Genomic DNA, 13,984 nt, shown 5'->3' on the forward strand with positions numbered 1-13,984 from the left:
ATCACAACCGCTCTATGGAACGTTTCGCGAGTGAAATGATGACCATATCTTCCATAGGCGGATTATGCAGCCCTGCTCTTACGTTACGGTAATAGCGCTGAAGTTCGTTTTCTTCTGATAGACTCTTTGCACCGACGACTCTCATCGCGAGATCAACCGCTTCGACGGCTTTATTCACCACAGATACTTTTACAGCGCCGAGAACAGGTGCCATCGTCATGCGGTGATCCATATCAGACTCATCCCACTCTCTTGAAACACTGTATAAAAAACGCTCTGCTTCAAGAAGTTTCAGCTCAATCTCACCGAGTTTAGCCTGCACATTCGGCAGTTCTGAAATCGTACCTTTAATGCTGTTCGGAGAATACTCTTTCGCAAATTTAACTGCCGCCCCCTGTGCAGCACGTGCAATTCCGAGATAACATACCGGAATATGCAGCAGCCATCCTGCAGGTGTGCGCTCTGCCCTGTTTCTGTAGGCAACTAAGTCACTTTCTTTAACATGGACATCTTTGAACCAAAAATCATGACTCCCTGATGCACGCATTGCGATGGAATCCCATGTTTCTTCTACTTCAACACCTGAAAGTGATGTATCAACCAGGAAGTTTGCGACTGTTTCTGTACCTTTAAGTGTTGCACTGACAACCGCATATTTCAGAACAGGAGATAATGTGGCAAATGTTTTATGTCCGTTGATTATCCAGCCGTCTTCTGTTTTTTCTGCAACAGTCTCAGGCAGTCCCCCTCTTGTCGGACTGCCGGTTGCAGGTTCAGATGCAATGTTATTAATCAGTTCACCGTTTTCGATAATATCATCAACAACCGCCTGATACTTTTCTTCCTCCCAGATATGGTTTTCACCGATTTCCATGATAATTCCCATATGCCAGCCGACTGATAAAGCAGTCGCTCCGTCGAATGTTGCGATTGTCTCCTGGTGCTTCAGCATTTCAGATAAAGAAATACCGTCTCCGCCGTATTCTTTAGGTATGGTGTATTTAAAATATCCGATATCCCTCAATGCTTCAATATTTTCCACCGGAAATGTATTGTTTTCATCGTGCATCCGGGCATTCTCTTTAAATTGTCCGGCTGCATTTTGAACATCTGTAAAACGTGCTGCTTCTGTCATTATGCTGTGCCTCCTAAAAATCATTTCCCTACTATATTAACATAAGATTTTTAATTCACCCTTTAATTCCGACTAATTTGCCCTATAATTAATATTATATATTCGGAGGGGTTGCATGATACATCAACGATATTTTAGAATCATCTGTATTTCACTGCTGTCAATCATACCGCTGAGTGCCGGTATACTGCTGCCGATTTTTTTGATTAATGACTCAGAAACTGTCATCACCCTGATCATCAGCTGGGCAGTAACCGCAGCATCCATAATCATCATTACGCTCTACTCGGTCTTCTGCTATTTTTCCACCAAAAAATATGACCCCGGGCTCAGGGCACTTGACTACAGTACATTGGACCGGTTTATCGTCAAGACAGACGTTTGGTTCTTTAAACGGCTGTTGATATTTGATATTGACGGGAAATATGTCGGCATGACAAAAATAGATATTAACGGCATCAAATCATTCTTTTTATCACACTTATCCTACTACAATATTATAGTGCCTCTGTTGTACAGAATTTACGATCATGAAGGCAATGTAATATGTATGTTTAAAAGAGCCGGCTTCAAAAGTGCTGTCGTAAATATTTTTGATGCGGACGGCGAAAGCATCGGCAGAGTTGAATTTGACGAATTCAAAACACTCATTAAATTCAGCGGTCATGCCTTCACAGAAAATGGAACATATCAAATATCCAGCGAAATATTTTTTGAAGATGCAGAGAGCTCACTGATGAAACTGTCATCGTTCAAAAACCGTGTGGAATACCATTATATTTTCAGAGATATGAATAATGAGACAGCAGAACTCAAATCTCCAATTTCCGAGACTGAAGGGAAAGCAGGTCTTGCTGTACTGGCACTGCTGTATTATTTCAGATGGTAAAAAGAGCCGGAACTTAAATTTAAGTTCCGGCTCTTAATGTATTCACTATTTTACATGGACCTTGTCCAGTTTACTCAGTTTTTTCTTCAATTCTTTTTTAGTCAGACCGTCAATATATTCTGTCTTTTTACCGTCTTCATCTACTTCGTAGTAATAGTAGCTGTCATCTTCTTTTTTACTGTCTTTACTTTTATCTTTGCCTTTATTTTTATCTTTATATCCGTCTTCGAAAGAATGACCAAGCTTATTTTCGAGTTCTTTCTTTGTTAATCCATCTTCATAGAAAGTCTTTTTACCGTCTTTGTCGACTTCATAGTAATAGTAGTCACGTTTTTCTTTTTTATCTTTTTTACCGTCTTTATCTTGTTTATAGCCGTACTCATACGTTTGACTCAATTTATTTTCGAGTTCCTTTTTAGTCAGGCCGTCTTGATACACTGTCTTGTTTCCGTCTTCATCTACTTCATAGTAATAGTAGCTTTGATCTGCTTTTTTAGAATCTTTCTCAGCTTTTTCCAGCTTTTTATCAAGTTCTTCCTTCGTCAGACCATCAACTAATTTTGTTTTTTCGCCATTCTCATCTGTTTCATAATAATAGTAATTCTCTTCTTCATCTTTCACATCTTTACTGTCTGCATCCACACTTGCACTGACACCGAACGCTACTGTCAGTGCTACTGCACCTGACAAAGAAAACTTTTGAAATTTCTTCATTGTAAAACCTCCATTATTTTAAAAAGCAGTGTAATATCATGGTGAAGTTCCTGAAGTATTAATCAACGATTTAAATACACTGTACATCATAGAAAATATTCTTTCAAATCATATCCATGAGATCAATTTAATTATTTGAATTTTATAAATAAATTATTCCACGACAGAATAAAATTTTATTTTTAGTTTACAATAATATGAGCATATATAAAGCACCTGTAATCAATATTGTAAAGACACTCACAGCATAATAGATTCCGGGGTATTCCTCATCCTTCCCGGGCAGCTTCTTTAGTGCATACTGCCACATTATGATAGCACCAAATAAAACAATCACACCTAAAATGCCAAGCACAGATGATTCAAAACCGGTTATTTCAATAAAAATAATGATTAAAGCAGACATCACAACACCGAGTAATACACTGATTAAGTACTTCAAAAGAAACATCCTTTCTTATGAATATATTAAAGTACGTTATTTTTATTTCAGAAATATATAAAAACAGCCTCATAATATATAACAATATTATAAGGCTCTCTGATATTTAATAATCCGTCCGTCCTGCTTTAAATACACCAAGCAAAATAAACAGGACAATAAAAGCGATTGTTGAAACATACTGACCGGTCGTGAAATCCTGCAATCCAATCACATCCGGTGCAAAACTGAACGGCAGATAGTCATTGATAAAAGTAATGACTGCTTCCGGTGTCTGTTCAATATATACCGGTACCTGCAGCAGTGTCGGCAGAAGCATGATGGATAATATTGCCGAGACAATCAATGCAATCGGCCCTTTGATAAAGGTGCTCATCGCAAGGAATACACTGGTATAAAATAAAGTGAATAAAATATAGTGAACTATCACTTCAAAATACAATGCACTCTGAATTTCAAGGTCGGCATAACCGGAAGCAAACATTAACACAAATGTGCAGAAGACACCGAATATCAGTCCTGTCACTGCACCTGCAGTCAATTTGGAAACATAATATTTATAACGGTTACTGCGCTTATTCATAAAGAGGACAATAGTATTATTTTGAAGATCTTTCACAAATGGTCTGATCGCAACAATAATACTTAATACGCTGCCGAAAAATGCATAGAAATACGTGACCTGTGTCACATTAAACGGCCCCTGAAAGTTTACAATTGAATATAATATACCGTATGCGGGAAGTACCGACATCACAAGCGCAAAATATAACACCCAGTCTGTCAGTATCCCTTTAATATCGTATGCTAATTGTCTTGTGAAAATCATGCACTGGTCCCCCTCATCTGCTCGAAGTAGAAATCTTTTACAGAGTGTCTGCTTTTTTCAACATCTGCCGGGAAAATTCCTTTTTCAGACAGTACTCTCATCACCATTTGAAAGTCATTCAACCCGTTGACTGCAAGTACATCATCATTCCTTACAGTATCCAGTCCCAGTGAACTGAACACCGCTTCTGCAGCTTCACAATCCGTACTGTCAAAAGTAAATGCATAGACAGCACCGACATTTAAATCATTCACTGCCTTCTTCTCACCCAGTCTGCCGTCGCTGATGAACACAATGTCATTAGACACTGATTCGATATCTTCAAGTTTATGACTCGATATCAGAACATTGATATCATATTTCTCTGTAAGACGTTTAATAATACCGAGTACGTCAATCGAGCCGTCAGGATCCATACCGTTGGTCGGCTCATCAAGGATTAAATACTTCGGCTTATGGATCAGGGCAATGACCAGTCCAAGCTTCTGCTTCATCCCCATGGAATACGTCTTCACTTTCTTATGAATATATGATTCCATTCCCATATCACGAATCAGCGATTGAATATGATCCTGATCCACATTTCTACTGTAAATTCTTGAGAAATATTTAATATTAAACATTCCCGACTTCGATTTATAGTATTTAGGGTCTTCGATTAAATAGCCGACCTGGCTTTCAGGATTCCGTTCGAGGTCTCCTGTGAAATTCGGAATAATTTCGCATAGGATCTTCATCAGTGTCGTCTTCCCTGCACCATTTTTCCCAATCAGTCCGGTAATTCCTGAATCCAGTTTAATATTTACATCATCTAAAACAACTGCTTTACCATATCGTTTACTTACATTAATCAGTTCCATCCACTCACCTCTTTAATCAATATCTGTTTTAGTTATATTTTTTGTAACAGTAAAATAACTCCATATAGTTGCGGATACCCCTATCACTATGAGAATAAACGGCATGGAGTTTAAATAAAACATCCATCCTTCTCCCAAGTTAAGGTTCATCTCTGCTGTGTTCTTTAACGGCCAGAAGTAAAACATCATTGTCACTATGAAAATGATTAAATAAACAACTGCCAAGGCACCAGTAACTGTTCTAAACCATTCTCTCCCGTATTGATACAAATAAACACTGCTTAAAATAAAGCTTAGACCTGTAATGACTGCGAGGAATGGCATCATATAAAGCTGCTCTGTTGCGAACGCCCATGTCGTAAACAATACGCACACAGATACAATTATCATCAGGTGATATAAATAATCCGCCCTTATCAAATCTTTCTTTTCTACAGGCATTGTGAAATACAAACGGTATACCTCGTTCTGCTTGTACAAACGGTGATACTCGAGCTGCGAAGTTAATACGAGTGATACGGAAAGCAGCGTGAGCAGGTTCGGCAATTCTTTGGCTAACATGTCCCCTACTGCAATGTAAATTATATTGACCAGTAATGACACCCCTGCGAATATCCATATTCCTTTCGTTACTTTTACATTCAGTTTAATTTGATTAATCATTTCATCCACCTCTTTTTTGATGTTTGATATAATACATCACTTCATCAATGGTTACCGGTTCAATCAACACCTTGCTGCCGAAGAGCTCTTCCAGTATACGGCTTTCTTTCGTCATGGCTTGAAAACCGAGCGACGACGTTTTTACACCAATCAGCAGTTCCTTAATCTCATCATCAAGCACCTCAAACGGTCCCTTTACTTTTTTATATGTTTCCGTCAGTGTTTCCAGTTCCATGTTGAATAAAATTTCCCCGTCATCAATCATTACGATATAATCCGCGATGTGTTCCAAGTCGGAGGTGATGTGTGTACTGAATAATATCGTCATTTCTTCATCCATCATTAATTCCTGCAGCAGCTCCAGAAACTCAATACGGAATGTCGGATCAAGATTCGACGTTGGTTCATCCAGAATAAGAAGTTCCGCTTCATGACTGAGGGCTGCGGCGATAGACAGTTTGACTTTCTCTCCTGTGGAAAGACGCGCGATTTTGCTGCTGGTTTCCACACCAAACCGTTTCAAATACTGATAAAATTGATCTGAGTTCCAGTTTTTATAAAACATCTTCAATGTTTTTTCAAGCGACACCGCCGTTTCTTTTTGCGGAAAGTTATCCTCTGAAAATACAATTCCGATCCTGTTCAAAAGTTCCACGCGGTTGCTTTCAATATCTTCAAAGCCGAGTAATTCAATTGTTCCGCTGTCCTCTTTTTTCAGACCGATTAGATGGTTAATCAATGTCGTTTTTCCAGATCCGTTCTCGCCGATAAAACCTGTGATATACCCTTTAGGTATTTTCAAATTAATGTCTTTTAGTTTAAAGTTTCTCATTTTTTTATTGAGCTGCTTTAATTCAATCGCATTCATCATTCTTCCTCCTCTATCATACGGATCATTTCAATGATTTCATCTGTCGATACATTAATCTGCCGGGCGGTTTTCATTAATCCCTCAATATTTTTTTCAATATCGAGAAGTATACGCTCTCTTTGTATATCTGCATTCTGTTCACTGACATATGTGCCTTTACCGACGACAGAATACACATAACCCTCCTGCTCTAAGTCCTGATAGGCACGTTTTGTTGTAATAATACTGATTTTGAGTTCTTTCGCGAGCCGTCTCATGGACATTAATGAATCCCCCGGCTTCAGCTCGCCGGTCATAATCAAACGGATAATTTCATTTTTGAGCTGCTCGTATATCGGAATATCAACTGTATTCGAAATTTTAATGTTCAATACAACCACCTCCTGTTAATAGTGTGTATGTACAGTATATACAATATATACACCCAAGTCAAATGACTGTATACTTTATTCACAACTTTGGAAATTTATAGTATTGTAGTATTTGAATATTCTTTAAATTCGAAAAAGGGGTCATCACATGTTTACGAGGGAATTAATTGAAACAAAACGCGGAACGTTTGAAGTGTTTAAGCACGGCTCCGGGGCACCGCTTGCATTTACCCACCTGTACAGCGAGTTCAATGAAAACGGTAATATTATGGCACAGCAGTTATCGGAACTTTACACTGTTTATATTATCAATCTGAGAGGGACCGGCGCGTCTAATGATGCGGATGCAGATTATACATACAGCATGGATGATGCGGTACATGACATTGATGCATTAAGAGAAGCACTCGATATTAAACGCTGGGCATTTGGGGGACATTCCACAGGCGGATTTCTCGCATTAAAGTATTCTGTTATGTATCCGGACAGTTTAACTAAAATTATCTGCGGCGGTTTATGTGCTTCATACGAATATATGAATCACTCTGAAAGTATTTACTGTAAAGAGAACCCGAATCATCCGCGGGTGATGGAAATTTTTTCAGAGCTTGGAGAAGACGGTACATCACGGGAGCGGCGGATTGCGCTCGCTAAAGAATGGATTATGATGTCTTTGTATAGAAAAGACGCCTATTACGACATGCTTAAACGGAAAGTGAGCGGCCGGACACTGACTAAAAAAATTGATTATTTCACATCTGAACTGAGAGATTACGATATAAGAGAGGAACTGAAGGTATCACCGGTGAAGGCGTATATATACTGCGGCAGGCATGATGCACAGTGTCCGCATGAATTCAGTCTGGAGGCGGCGGATTTAATGCCAAACGGCTCATTAACGACATTTGAGTTCAGCAACCATAACCCTGATATTGAAGAAGAAGAAAAGTTTATCCAGTTTTTAAAAACTACTATTTAAAAAGAGGGACACATGATTACAATTAATAATTACGAAGAAAAATATGAAGACGAATGGCTCCGGTGCAGACTGCTTTCCTACTTCTACAGTTCCATGTATGAAGATGTCGTAACAGAAAAACCGCATTTCCCTGACAGAGACACCATTGAACTTGTTGCTTTAAACGACGGACACGTTGTCGGCATAATGGACATGATTCTGGATTCACAACATATCAAAACATCATTTCTGAGCCAGGGACCGGGTGCCTTTTTACAGACCATTGCCGTTCATCCGGATTATCAGGGGCAGGGCATCGCCCGACAACTGATGGCTGAAGCATTTAAAAGACTGGAAGGTACAGACATTGAATTTATAGAATTGTACACACGCGGGGATGCACCCGCAAATTCACTTTACCAGTCACTCGGCTTTAAGCTTCAGTATGAGTCCTATGATGTCTTCGGGAATCTGAAAAGTCAGGATGATGAAATTACCATCACCGGCATTGAAAACAAGAGACTTAAAGTGGAACATGCAGACGGCAGTCAGTGCCGCCATTTTGTCAGCCAGTCGGAATTTGAAGTCTTTACTGAAGAAGGCCTTGAATCTATTGATATCGACCGGGTCTATCCTTCAAGAGGATACCTCCTCTACTTGTAACAACAATTTTAATGACATATTCACTGGAGGCTCGTGATGAATAAAACTTTAACCCGCTACCTTGATACGACAGAATATATTTCAAAACTCAGGGAAATCCCTGAAACTGAACTGAACGAACCGATTAAGCCTGATAAATGGTCCATTAAACAGATCGTCTTCCATATGTATTATTGGGACCGGCTGATTTTAAATGACTGTGTACCAGCTATGTCAGAATCAAAGCTCCCTGCCTTCCCGGACCATGATATGCACAATAAAAAAGGTATGTCACATATCAATGATTTTTCGACCGGGGAAGTCCTGGACATTTTTATCGATATGCGCCAAGCAGTTTGTGATGCGCTTTTAGAAATTGATGACGACACCCGCTTCACTATCGGCAGCGGGAAAAGACGTTTTTCAAGAGACAGTTTCGTGAAAATGTTTATTGAACACGACCGGCACCACCTCGAACAAATAGATGAAAAACTGAACGGCTAACGGCTGAAATGAATATTGATTTTAACAAAGGAGAAAACTATGGATATTAACGCTCTGCTTCATGAACTTCCCTTACAAAACATTACCGATATTTCTCCTTTTAATAAAGGCTGGTCTACAGATGAAAAGTTTATCATCACTGATGCTTCCAGCCACAAGTACCTGCTTAGAACAGGAGAGAGTCATAAACTAAAATCATTTAAGACACATTTCAACCTATTAAAATACTGCCGAGAAAAAAACATACCAACCCACTCCGTCATTGATATCGGTCAATATGACGGCGGGCGGTATGTCTATCTTTTAATGGACTGGATTGAAGCGGAAGACCTGGAGACAAGAATAGAGCATCTGAGTGATAATGAACAGTACCGGCTCGGATATACTGCCGGACAGCTGCTTCAAAAAATTCACCAATATCCGCATATGGACGCACTTCGGGTAACATGGGATGTCCGCTTCAATAAAAAACTGGATAATAAAATAAAAATGTATCAGAACTCCTCCGATAAATACGCGCACGGGGAAATTCTTTTCGAAAATATTCAGCAGTACCGCCACCTGTTAAAAGACAGCAGCACCGTTCAGCATCACGGTGATTTCCATATCGGTAATATGCTGATAGATGAAAATCATCAACTGTACATCATTGATTTTGACCGTCATGATACCGGCGAGCCGTTTGAAGAGTTTAATCGGATTGTCTGGTGCAGTGACAGAAGTCCTTTATTCGCAAGCGGCCGGATTAACGGCTACTTTAATGATAATGTGCCGGAGCGTTTTTGGAAGCTGCTCATTTTGTATATTTCAAGCAACACCTTATCTTCACTGCCCTGGGCGCGACAGTACGGGGAGGCACAGATGGATATTATGAGAGACCAGTACAGCAGTCTTCTCTATCATTATGATGATTTCAGGAGAGTGATTCCGAAGTGGTACAGCCCTCCGAGATAAACGCTTTTAAACTGTCTCCCTGCCGCTTCGCATCTTCATAACCAAGCATGTACAGTGTTTCAAGCTTATTTTTATCTTTCTCAGTCCGGCTGACCTTTAAATCTCTGCTCGGCGTAAACACAAATGCTTTCCCTGCTTCTTCCTGTTTAAAAATAAAATGCAAATCCTCATTATAATGTTTATACCTTGTCTTTAACCGTGCATCCACTTCAGGATGCTTTTTATAACGCATCACTTTCGACATTCTGCTCGGAGATTTTCTATACTCCCTCGGCTGGGTCAATACAATGATATTCATATCATTGCCGTCTTCAATCGATTTTCTGATTGGAAGCGGGTCGGCAATACCGCCGTCAAGAAGCTGTCTTCCATTATGCTCAACCGCATGCGCAACAAACGGCAGTGAGCTGGTCGCCCGGAGCAGTTTCCCGACCAATTTTTCATCATAATCTGTTTTGCTGAAATAAACAGGACGCCCTGTCTCACAATCTGTTGCACCGATCACAAACTCCTCTTTTCCGTCAATCAATGAAGAGGTATCAAACGGTACCAGTTTGTTTGGAATTTCATCGAAGATAAAATCCATGCCGAACAGTTCCCTGTTCTTTATATAATTTGAATAAGATAAATACCGTTTATCATGGAGAAAATCCAGGTTGACTGTCTTGTTTCTTCCAGGCTGCCGTGATAAATATGATGCACCCATACATGCACCTGCCGACACACCAATCACATATGGAATATAAATATCATTCTCCATCAGGTATTCAAGTACACCGGCTGTATAAATTCCACGAAGGCCGCCGCCCTCAAGTACCAATCCAATATCTTTCATGCTGTAAAACTCCTTGTATTATATTTCTTTTTTATGGTTTATATCTTGTCTGAACTGTGATGCTTCCTCTAGATATTCTGCAGGAAGATATCTTTTATTATGATTATACAGACACTCCACCACTTTCAAAAACTCATTATACGCCTTTGAACGCTTTAATACATGCTTCAAAACCTCTGCCTTTGACACCAGACGGCCTGTGTTTAGAAAATAATCGAATCTGCAGAGATTCATTACAGTGTCCACTGAAGTCACTGCGGCATCATATTGATCATACTCAATACTTTTCATAAAATCATTTTCGGATACTTCCGGAAACACTTCATATACAGGCGGCCCTTCAACCACAATATGATTTTGATGAAGGTTAAAGATATGACTGCTTAAATCCTCATCCTTCAATAATTTCGGATTTAAATTCTCCCAGCCGTCAGACATCACAGACTCGTACCAGTATGGTGAATAGTGAAATTCATAAGGTAATGGGTAATCAGCCGTTTCAAGTATTTCTTTATTTAAAATAGAAATTTCAAGTCCTTTTTCAGTACCCTCACTCTCCAATTCTTTAAACAGCTGTAAAAGGCTGATTTTTTCACTGCTGTTCAAACCACCGCTCATCATCACGAGAACATCCACATCCGAGCGGTCCCACTTAAAGGTACCTTCTGCAACAGAGCCGTGAATATAAACACCAATATACCTGTCTTTTAAAACCTGTTTCACTGCATCATTAATCCGCTCAATATAACTATTCAGTCTATCCATTCAACCTCTCCTCACACTCCGCACAAATCCGCCCTGTGTCTGTACCGTATACCCTGATTTCCTTCTCTCTGAGACATTCTGTACATGTTGTGAATTCCACTTGAGGCAGCACACCGGATTCTGCCAGTGGTCTCCAGTCAGAGTTGTATAATTCCTTTGTCATCCCGTAATCAATGAAGACCACCTTATTATCCTGATTTAACCCATAATTATCGCTCTCTTTAATATCAAAAATATCAAATGTCTCATCCAATATTTGTACTGCTTCATCATAATGTTCAGGCAGCAGATCCCTGTGTGTTCTGTTGTTCAACTCATAGGACTGTCCTTCAATCAATTCCAGGTTCGGATAATATTTTTGTATACTCATCGTCTCATCAGTGTAGTATACTTCCGCAAAATACTCATGCCACCCTCTCCCCTTCATATACTGATAGATATCCCTCTCATTTTCAGACTGCCTTCGGCCAAGTGGATGAAGATGGATTTTCACCGCCATATCATCAACTTTATATGCTTTTCTTGTCGATCCTCTGCCGATAAAGTTTTCTTTGGTGCAGTGTTTTAAATAATATTCTGTATCCATATTTTCATTCCTTATTTATTATATTTATCTGAATATTATATACTTCAATAAAATAACTTATGATACAATTATAACCAACATTACACTCTCAGGGGGATTCCATTATGAAAATCCGGACAGCAGTGCTGAACGATGCATCAGGAATCGGCCGGGTACATGTCGACAGCTGGAGAACTACATATCAAACAATCGTACCCGATGATATTTTAAACAACTTAAAATATGAAGATAAAACGAGACAATGGCAGAACAATATCGAAGATTCCGGTCAATTTATCATTGTTGCGGAAGCAGACGGGGAAATTGTCGGATATGCCGCAGCTGAAGCACGCCTTATAAATAAAAATACATACTCCCATCATCTTACTTCAATATATACGTTAAAAGAGTATCAGGGAAAAGGTCTCGGCAGGCAGCTGCTTCATGAAATATTCCGGCATTTTAAAAAGAACGGTGCCGCCTCAGTGTATGTTGAAGTATTAAAAGATAATAAAACAAAATACTTTTATGAAAAATACGGTGCCGTCCATGTTCGTGATTTTGATTTGAACCTCGGCAGTAAAACACTCAAAGAATCATTGTACGTGTTTAATTCTGTCAGCGGCACACTGGATTTACTAACACATTAAATGGAGGAATACATATGAAAGCATTACTCGTTATTGATGTTCAAAAAGGATTTACAAAAGGATATGAATCACTGGTCAATGAAACCGCAAAACTCGCAGAGCACTTCAGCAGCGAACACGGAAAAGTAATTGCCTTTCAGCATATTGATTCCACTGAATCGAGCCCCATTGAAGCCGGTACTGAGGGGTCTGAAATACACGAATCTATTACTGCGTCTGCAGATGTGATTATTAAAAAGAAATATCCAATTTCTTTTAAAGAAACAGAATTACAGGCGTATCTTGATGAACATAATATTTCAAAACTCTATATTACAGGCTTTAATATGGAATTCTGTATCCTCTTCACATCCATTGCTGCTGCAGACAGAGGATACGATGTGACTGTCATCGAAGATTTATGCGGTTCGGTAAATACCGATGATACATATGAAATGCCGGGTCTCGATATTACTGACTTCCTTGGCACTGTGATTGACTGGTCAGGTGTCATTAAAAATGAATATCTGGAAGAGACCGGATTTAATTTATGATTGAACGTCTGATTAAAGAACATTTTGACTTACATTGTACTGAAGTTGAAGCTTTAAATACCGGAACCACCTCGAATGTTTATAAAATAACTGCGTCTAAAAAGGAATTCGTTCTTAAATCTAATATATCAAAGTCTCTTGCTGAAGCTGAGTTTATATGTCTCAAAATATTATCACAAGAAGGGTTGGCACCTGAACCGTTAAAAACGGCTGCCGGAGAAATGATTATCCAAATTGAAAATGATTTTTACTTCTTAATGAATTATCTTGAGTCGATTCCATCAATTAAAAATGACATTGATTTTGAACTTCTCGGCAGCACTGTACGGCAAATGCATCAAATTTTAAAGCAATTGGATATCCCCCGCCGGGACGACCGGTTTAATGAACAGGAAATGGCCGGTCAGATAGAAAATAATGCACTCAGACAGGAAATAAATGAATATTTAAGCCGGAATACTTATTTTAAAGAAAGCAGTCGTTCTCTGATACATGGAGATCTCGGCAGCTGGAACATTCTTTATTCACCCCACGGTATAAAGTTCATTGATTTTGCGGATGTCCGTCCGGGCAGTCCTTATTTTGACTTAGCTGCAATCATCGAATCTTTCAATCTTAATCATGCTGAGACAGAATCATTGATGAAGGGGTATGACAGAAATGCTTCTTATCAACTGATGCTTAACACTGCCCATAAGAAATGGCGGATACGCGGCATTCTATTTATGGCTTCGAATCAACTTCTAAGTAATGAACAGCTCCTGAAAATGGTAAAATCATTATAGAGGTTTAAACGAAAAGGGG

At 39.2% G+C, this 13,984-nt stretch carries 19 protein-coding genes; 8 read left to right on the top strand and 11 right to left on the bottom strand.

The features are described 5' to 3' along the window. Nucleotide 1: 1 nt before the first annotated feature. Nucleotides 2–1,135 carry an acyl-CoA dehydrogenase family protein gene (locus ACFSX4_RS12765; RefSeq protein ID WP_377775504.1) on the bottom strand — a complete coding sequence of 378 codons (1,134 nt, stop codon included), beginning with the start codon at nucleotides 1,133–1,135 and terminating at the stop codon, nucleotides 2–4. Between the two features lie 115 nt (nucleotides 1,136–1,250). Between ACFSX4_RS12765 and ACFSX4_RS12770 the strand changes: the two genes are divergently transcribed. Further along, complete coding sequence (locus ACFSX4_RS12770) at nucleotides 1,251–2,024, top strand: hypothetical protein (RefSeq protein WP_377775506.1); 774 nt, start codon at nucleotides 1,251–1,253, stop codon at nucleotides 2,022–2,024. Between the two features lie 45 nt (nucleotides 2,025–2,069). Here the strand turns inward: ACFSX4_RS12770 and ACFSX4_RS12775 are convergent, their stop codons facing one another. From ACFSX4_RS12775 to ACFSX4_RS12805, 7 genes are all read right to left on the bottom strand, one after another. Continuing rightward, the gene (locus ACFSX4_RS12775) at nucleotides 2,070–2,738 is read right to left on the bottom strand and encodes a hypothetical protein (RefSeq protein WP_377775508.1); all 669 of its coding nucleotides are present in this window, start codon (nucleotides 2,736–2,738) and stop codon (nucleotides 2,070–2,072) included. 187 nt (nucleotides 2,739–2,925) lie between these two features. After that, the gene (locus ACFSX4_RS12780; protein WP_377775510.1) at nucleotides 2,926–3,180 is read right to left on the bottom strand and encodes a hypothetical protein; all 255 of its coding nucleotides are present in this window, start codon (nucleotides 3,178–3,180) and stop codon (nucleotides 2,926–2,928) included. A 106-nt stretch (nucleotides 3,181–3,286) separates the two neighbouring features. Next, a complete protein-coding gene (locus ACFSX4_RS12785) occupies nucleotides 3,287–4,009 on the bottom strand; it encodes a hypothetical protein (RefSeq protein WP_377775512.1) in 723 nt (240 codons plus the stop codon). After that, on the bottom strand, nucleotides 4,006–4,869 hold the full coding sequence (locus tag ACFSX4_RS12790) for an ABC transporter ATP-binding protein (RefSeq protein ID WP_377775514.1): 864 nt from the start codon (nucleotides 4,867–4,869) through the stop codon (nucleotides 4,006–4,008). Before ACFSX4_RS12790 ends, ACFSX4_RS12785 begins: the two co-directional genes overlap by 4 nt. A gap of 12 nt (nucleotides 4,870–4,881) precedes the next feature. Continuing rightward, the gene (locus ACFSX4_RS12795) at nucleotides 4,882–5,532 is read right to left on the bottom strand and encodes an ABC-2 transporter permease (protein ID WP_377775516.1); all 651 of its coding nucleotides are present in this window, start codon (nucleotides 5,530–5,532) and stop codon (nucleotides 4,882–4,884) included. Nucleotide 5,533: 1 nt separating this feature from the next. Then, a complete protein-coding gene (locus tag ACFSX4_RS12800; RefSeq protein WP_377775518.1) occupies nucleotides 5,534–6,400 on the bottom strand; it encodes an ABC transporter ATP-binding protein in 867 nt (288 codons plus the stop codon). Then, nucleotides 6,400–6,783 carry a GntR family transcriptional regulator gene (locus ACFSX4_RS12805; RefSeq protein WP_377775520.1) on the bottom strand — a complete coding sequence of 128 codons (384 nt, stop codon included), beginning with the start codon at nucleotides 6,781–6,783 and terminating at the stop codon, nucleotides 6,400–6,402. Before ACFSX4_RS12805 ends, ACFSX4_RS12800 begins: the two co-directional genes overlap by 1 nt. A gap of 139 nt (nucleotides 6,784–6,922) precedes the next feature. On the opposite strand from ACFSX4_RS12805, the gene ACFSX4_RS12810 reads away from it, so the two are divergent. The 4 genes from ACFSX4_RS12810 to ACFSX4_RS12825 are packed head-to-tail and all read left to right on the top strand — an operon-like array spanning nucleotide 6,923 to nucleotide 9,832. Continuing rightward, nucleotides 6,923–7,753 (top strand): alpha/beta fold hydrolase, encoded by an 831-nt coding sequence (locus ACFSX4_RS12810; RefSeq protein WP_377775522.1) that lies wholly within the window; start codon nucleotides 6,923–6,925, stop codon nucleotides 7,751–7,753. A 12-nt stretch (nucleotides 7,754–7,765) separates the two neighbouring features. Continuing rightward, on the top strand, nucleotides 7,766–8,395 hold the full coding sequence (locus ACFSX4_RS12815) for a GNAT family N-acetyltransferase (RefSeq protein WP_377775524.1): 630 nt from the start codon (nucleotides 7,766–7,768) through the stop codon (nucleotides 8,393–8,395). A gap of 36 nt (nucleotides 8,396–8,431) precedes the next feature. Next, entirely contained in the window at nucleotides 8,432–8,878 is a 447-nt protein-coding gene (locus tag ACFSX4_RS12820) for a DinB family protein (RefSeq protein ID WP_377775526.1), read from the top strand. Between the two features lie 39 nt (nucleotides 8,879–8,917). Continuing rightward, nucleotides 8,918–9,832 (top strand): aminoglycoside phosphotransferase family protein, encoded by a 915-nt coding sequence (locus ACFSX4_RS12825; protein WP_377775528.1) that lies wholly within the window; start codon nucleotides 8,918–8,920, stop codon nucleotides 9,830–9,832. Here the strand turns inward: ACFSX4_RS12825 and ACFSX4_RS12830 are convergent. From ACFSX4_RS12830 to ACFSX4_RS12840, 3 genes are read right to left on the bottom strand one after another with little or no spacing between them, the layout of a single operon-like run. After that, on the bottom strand, nucleotides 9,792–10,667 hold the full coding sequence (locus ACFSX4_RS12830) for a patatin-like phospholipase family protein (protein WP_377775529.1): 876 nt from the start codon (nucleotides 10,665–10,667) through the stop codon (nucleotides 9,792–9,794). The two genes, ACFSX4_RS12825 and ACFSX4_RS12830, sit on opposite strands and share 41 nt — an antisense overlap. An 18-nt stretch (nucleotides 10,668–10,685) precedes the next feature. Further along, the gene (locus tag ACFSX4_RS12835; protein WP_377775531.1) at nucleotides 10,686–11,432 is read right to left on the bottom strand and encodes a nucleotidyltransferase domain-containing protein; all 747 of its coding nucleotides are present in this window, start codon (nucleotides 11,430–11,432) and stop codon (nucleotides 10,686–10,688) included. Continuing rightward, nucleotides 11,425–12,018 carry a protein kinase gene (locus ACFSX4_RS12840; RefSeq protein ID WP_377775533.1) on the bottom strand — a complete coding sequence of 198 codons (594 nt, stop codon included), beginning with the start codon at nucleotides 12,016–12,018 and terminating at the stop codon, nucleotides 11,425–11,427. Before ACFSX4_RS12840 ends, ACFSX4_RS12835 begins: the two co-directional genes overlap by 8 nt. A gap of 104 nt (nucleotides 12,019–12,122) precedes the next feature. Between ACFSX4_RS12840 and ACFSX4_RS12845 the strand changes: the two genes are divergently transcribed. From ACFSX4_RS12845 to ACFSX4_RS12855, 3 genes are read left to right on the top strand one after another with little or no spacing between them, the layout of a single operon-like run. Beyond that, nucleotides 12,123–12,647: a GNAT family N-acetyltransferase gene (locus tag ACFSX4_RS12845; RefSeq protein WP_377775535.1), complete on the top strand. Its 525-nt coding sequence runs from the start codon at nucleotides 12,123–12,125 to the stop codon at nucleotides 12,645–12,647. A gap of 14 nt (nucleotides 12,648–12,661) precedes the next feature. Then, nucleotides 12,662–13,180: an isochorismatase family protein gene (locus tag ACFSX4_RS12850; protein ID WP_377775537.1), complete on the top strand. Its 519-nt coding sequence runs from the start codon at nucleotides 12,662–12,664 to the stop codon at nucleotides 13,178–13,180. After that, nucleotides 13,177–13,965 (top strand): phosphotransferase enzyme family protein, encoded by a 789-nt coding sequence (locus ACFSX4_RS12855; protein ID WP_377775539.1) that lies wholly within the window; start codon nucleotides 13,177–13,179, stop codon nucleotides 13,963–13,965. Before ACFSX4_RS12850 ends, ACFSX4_RS12855 begins: the two co-directional genes overlap by 4 nt. The last annotated feature ends 19 nt before the right edge of the window (nucleotides 13,966–13,984 follow it).

The sequence above is a fragment of the Corticicoccus populi genome (assembly GCF_042686195.1).
Lineage (GTDB): Bacteria > Bacillota > Bacilli > Staphylococcales > Salinicoccaceae > Corticicoccus > Corticicoccus populi.

Excerpts from the sequence above, each read along its gene's own strand:
- ACFSX4_RS12800 (WP_377775518.1), bottom strand. The coding sequence starts at position 6,400 with ATGAATGCGATTGAATTAAAGCAGCTCAATAAAAAAATGAGAAACTTT.
- ACFSX4_RS12775 (WP_377775508.1), bottom strand. The coding sequence starts at position 2,738 with ATGAAGAAATTTCAAAAGTTTTCTTTGTCAGGTGCAGTAGCACTGACA.
- ACFSX4_RS12840 (WP_377775533.1), bottom strand. The coding sequence starts at position 12,018 with ATGGATACAGAATATTATTTAAAACACTGCACCAAAGAAAACTTTATC.
- ACFSX4_RS12790 (WP_377775514.1), bottom strand. The coding sequence starts at position 4,869 with ATGGAACTGATTAATGTAAGTAAACGATATGGTAAAGCAGTTGTTTTA.
- ACFSX4_RS12770 (WP_377775506.1), top strand. The coding sequence starts at position 1,251 with ATGATACATCAACGATATTTTAGAATCATCTGTATTTCACTGCTGTCA.
- ACFSX4_RS12830 (WP_377775529.1), bottom strand. The coding sequence starts at position 10,667 with ATGAAAGATATTGGATTGGTACTTGAGGGCGGCGGCCTTCGTGGAATT.
- ACFSX4_RS12815 (WP_377775524.1), top strand. The coding sequence starts at position 7,766 with ATGATTACAATTAATAATTACGAAGAAAAATATGAAGACGAATGGCTC.
- ACFSX4_RS12845 (WP_377775535.1), top strand. The coding sequence starts at position 12,123 with ATGAAAATCCGGACAGCAGTGCTGAACGATGCATCAGGAATCGGCCGG.
- ACFSX4_RS12765 (WP_377775504.1), bottom strand. The coding sequence starts at position 1,135 with ATGACAGAAGCAGCACGTTTTACAGATGTTCAAAATGCAGCCGGACAA.
- ACFSX4_RS12850 (WP_377775537.1), top strand. The coding sequence starts at position 12,662 with ATGAAAGCATTACTCGTTATTGATGTTCAAAAAGGATTTACAAAAGGA.
- ACFSX4_RS12785 (WP_377775512.1), bottom strand. The coding sequence starts at position 4,009 with ATGATTTTCACAAGACAATTAGCATACGATATTAAAGGGATACTGACA.
- ACFSX4_RS12825 (WP_377775528.1), top strand. The coding sequence starts at position 8,918 with ATGGATATTAACGCTCTGCTTCATGAACTTCCCTTACAAAACATTACC.
- ACFSX4_RS12820 (WP_377775526.1), top strand. The coding sequence starts at position 8,432 with ATGAATAAAACTTTAACCCGCTACCTTGATACGACAGAATATATTTCA.
- ACFSX4_RS12795 (WP_377775516.1), bottom strand. The coding sequence starts at position 5,532 with ATGATTAATCAAATTAAACTGAATGTAAAAGTAACGAAAGGAATATGG.
- ACFSX4_RS12835 (WP_377775531.1), bottom strand. The coding sequence starts at position 11,432 with ATGGATAGACTGAATAGTTATATTGAGCGGATTAATGATGCAGTGAAA.
- ACFSX4_RS12855 (WP_377775539.1), top strand. The coding sequence starts at position 13,177 with ATGATTGAACGTCTGATTAAAGAACATTTTGACTTACATTGTACTGAA.
- ACFSX4_RS12810 (WP_377775522.1), top strand. The coding sequence starts at position 6,923 with ATGTTTACGAGGGAATTAATTGAAACAAAACGCGGAACGTTTGAAGTG.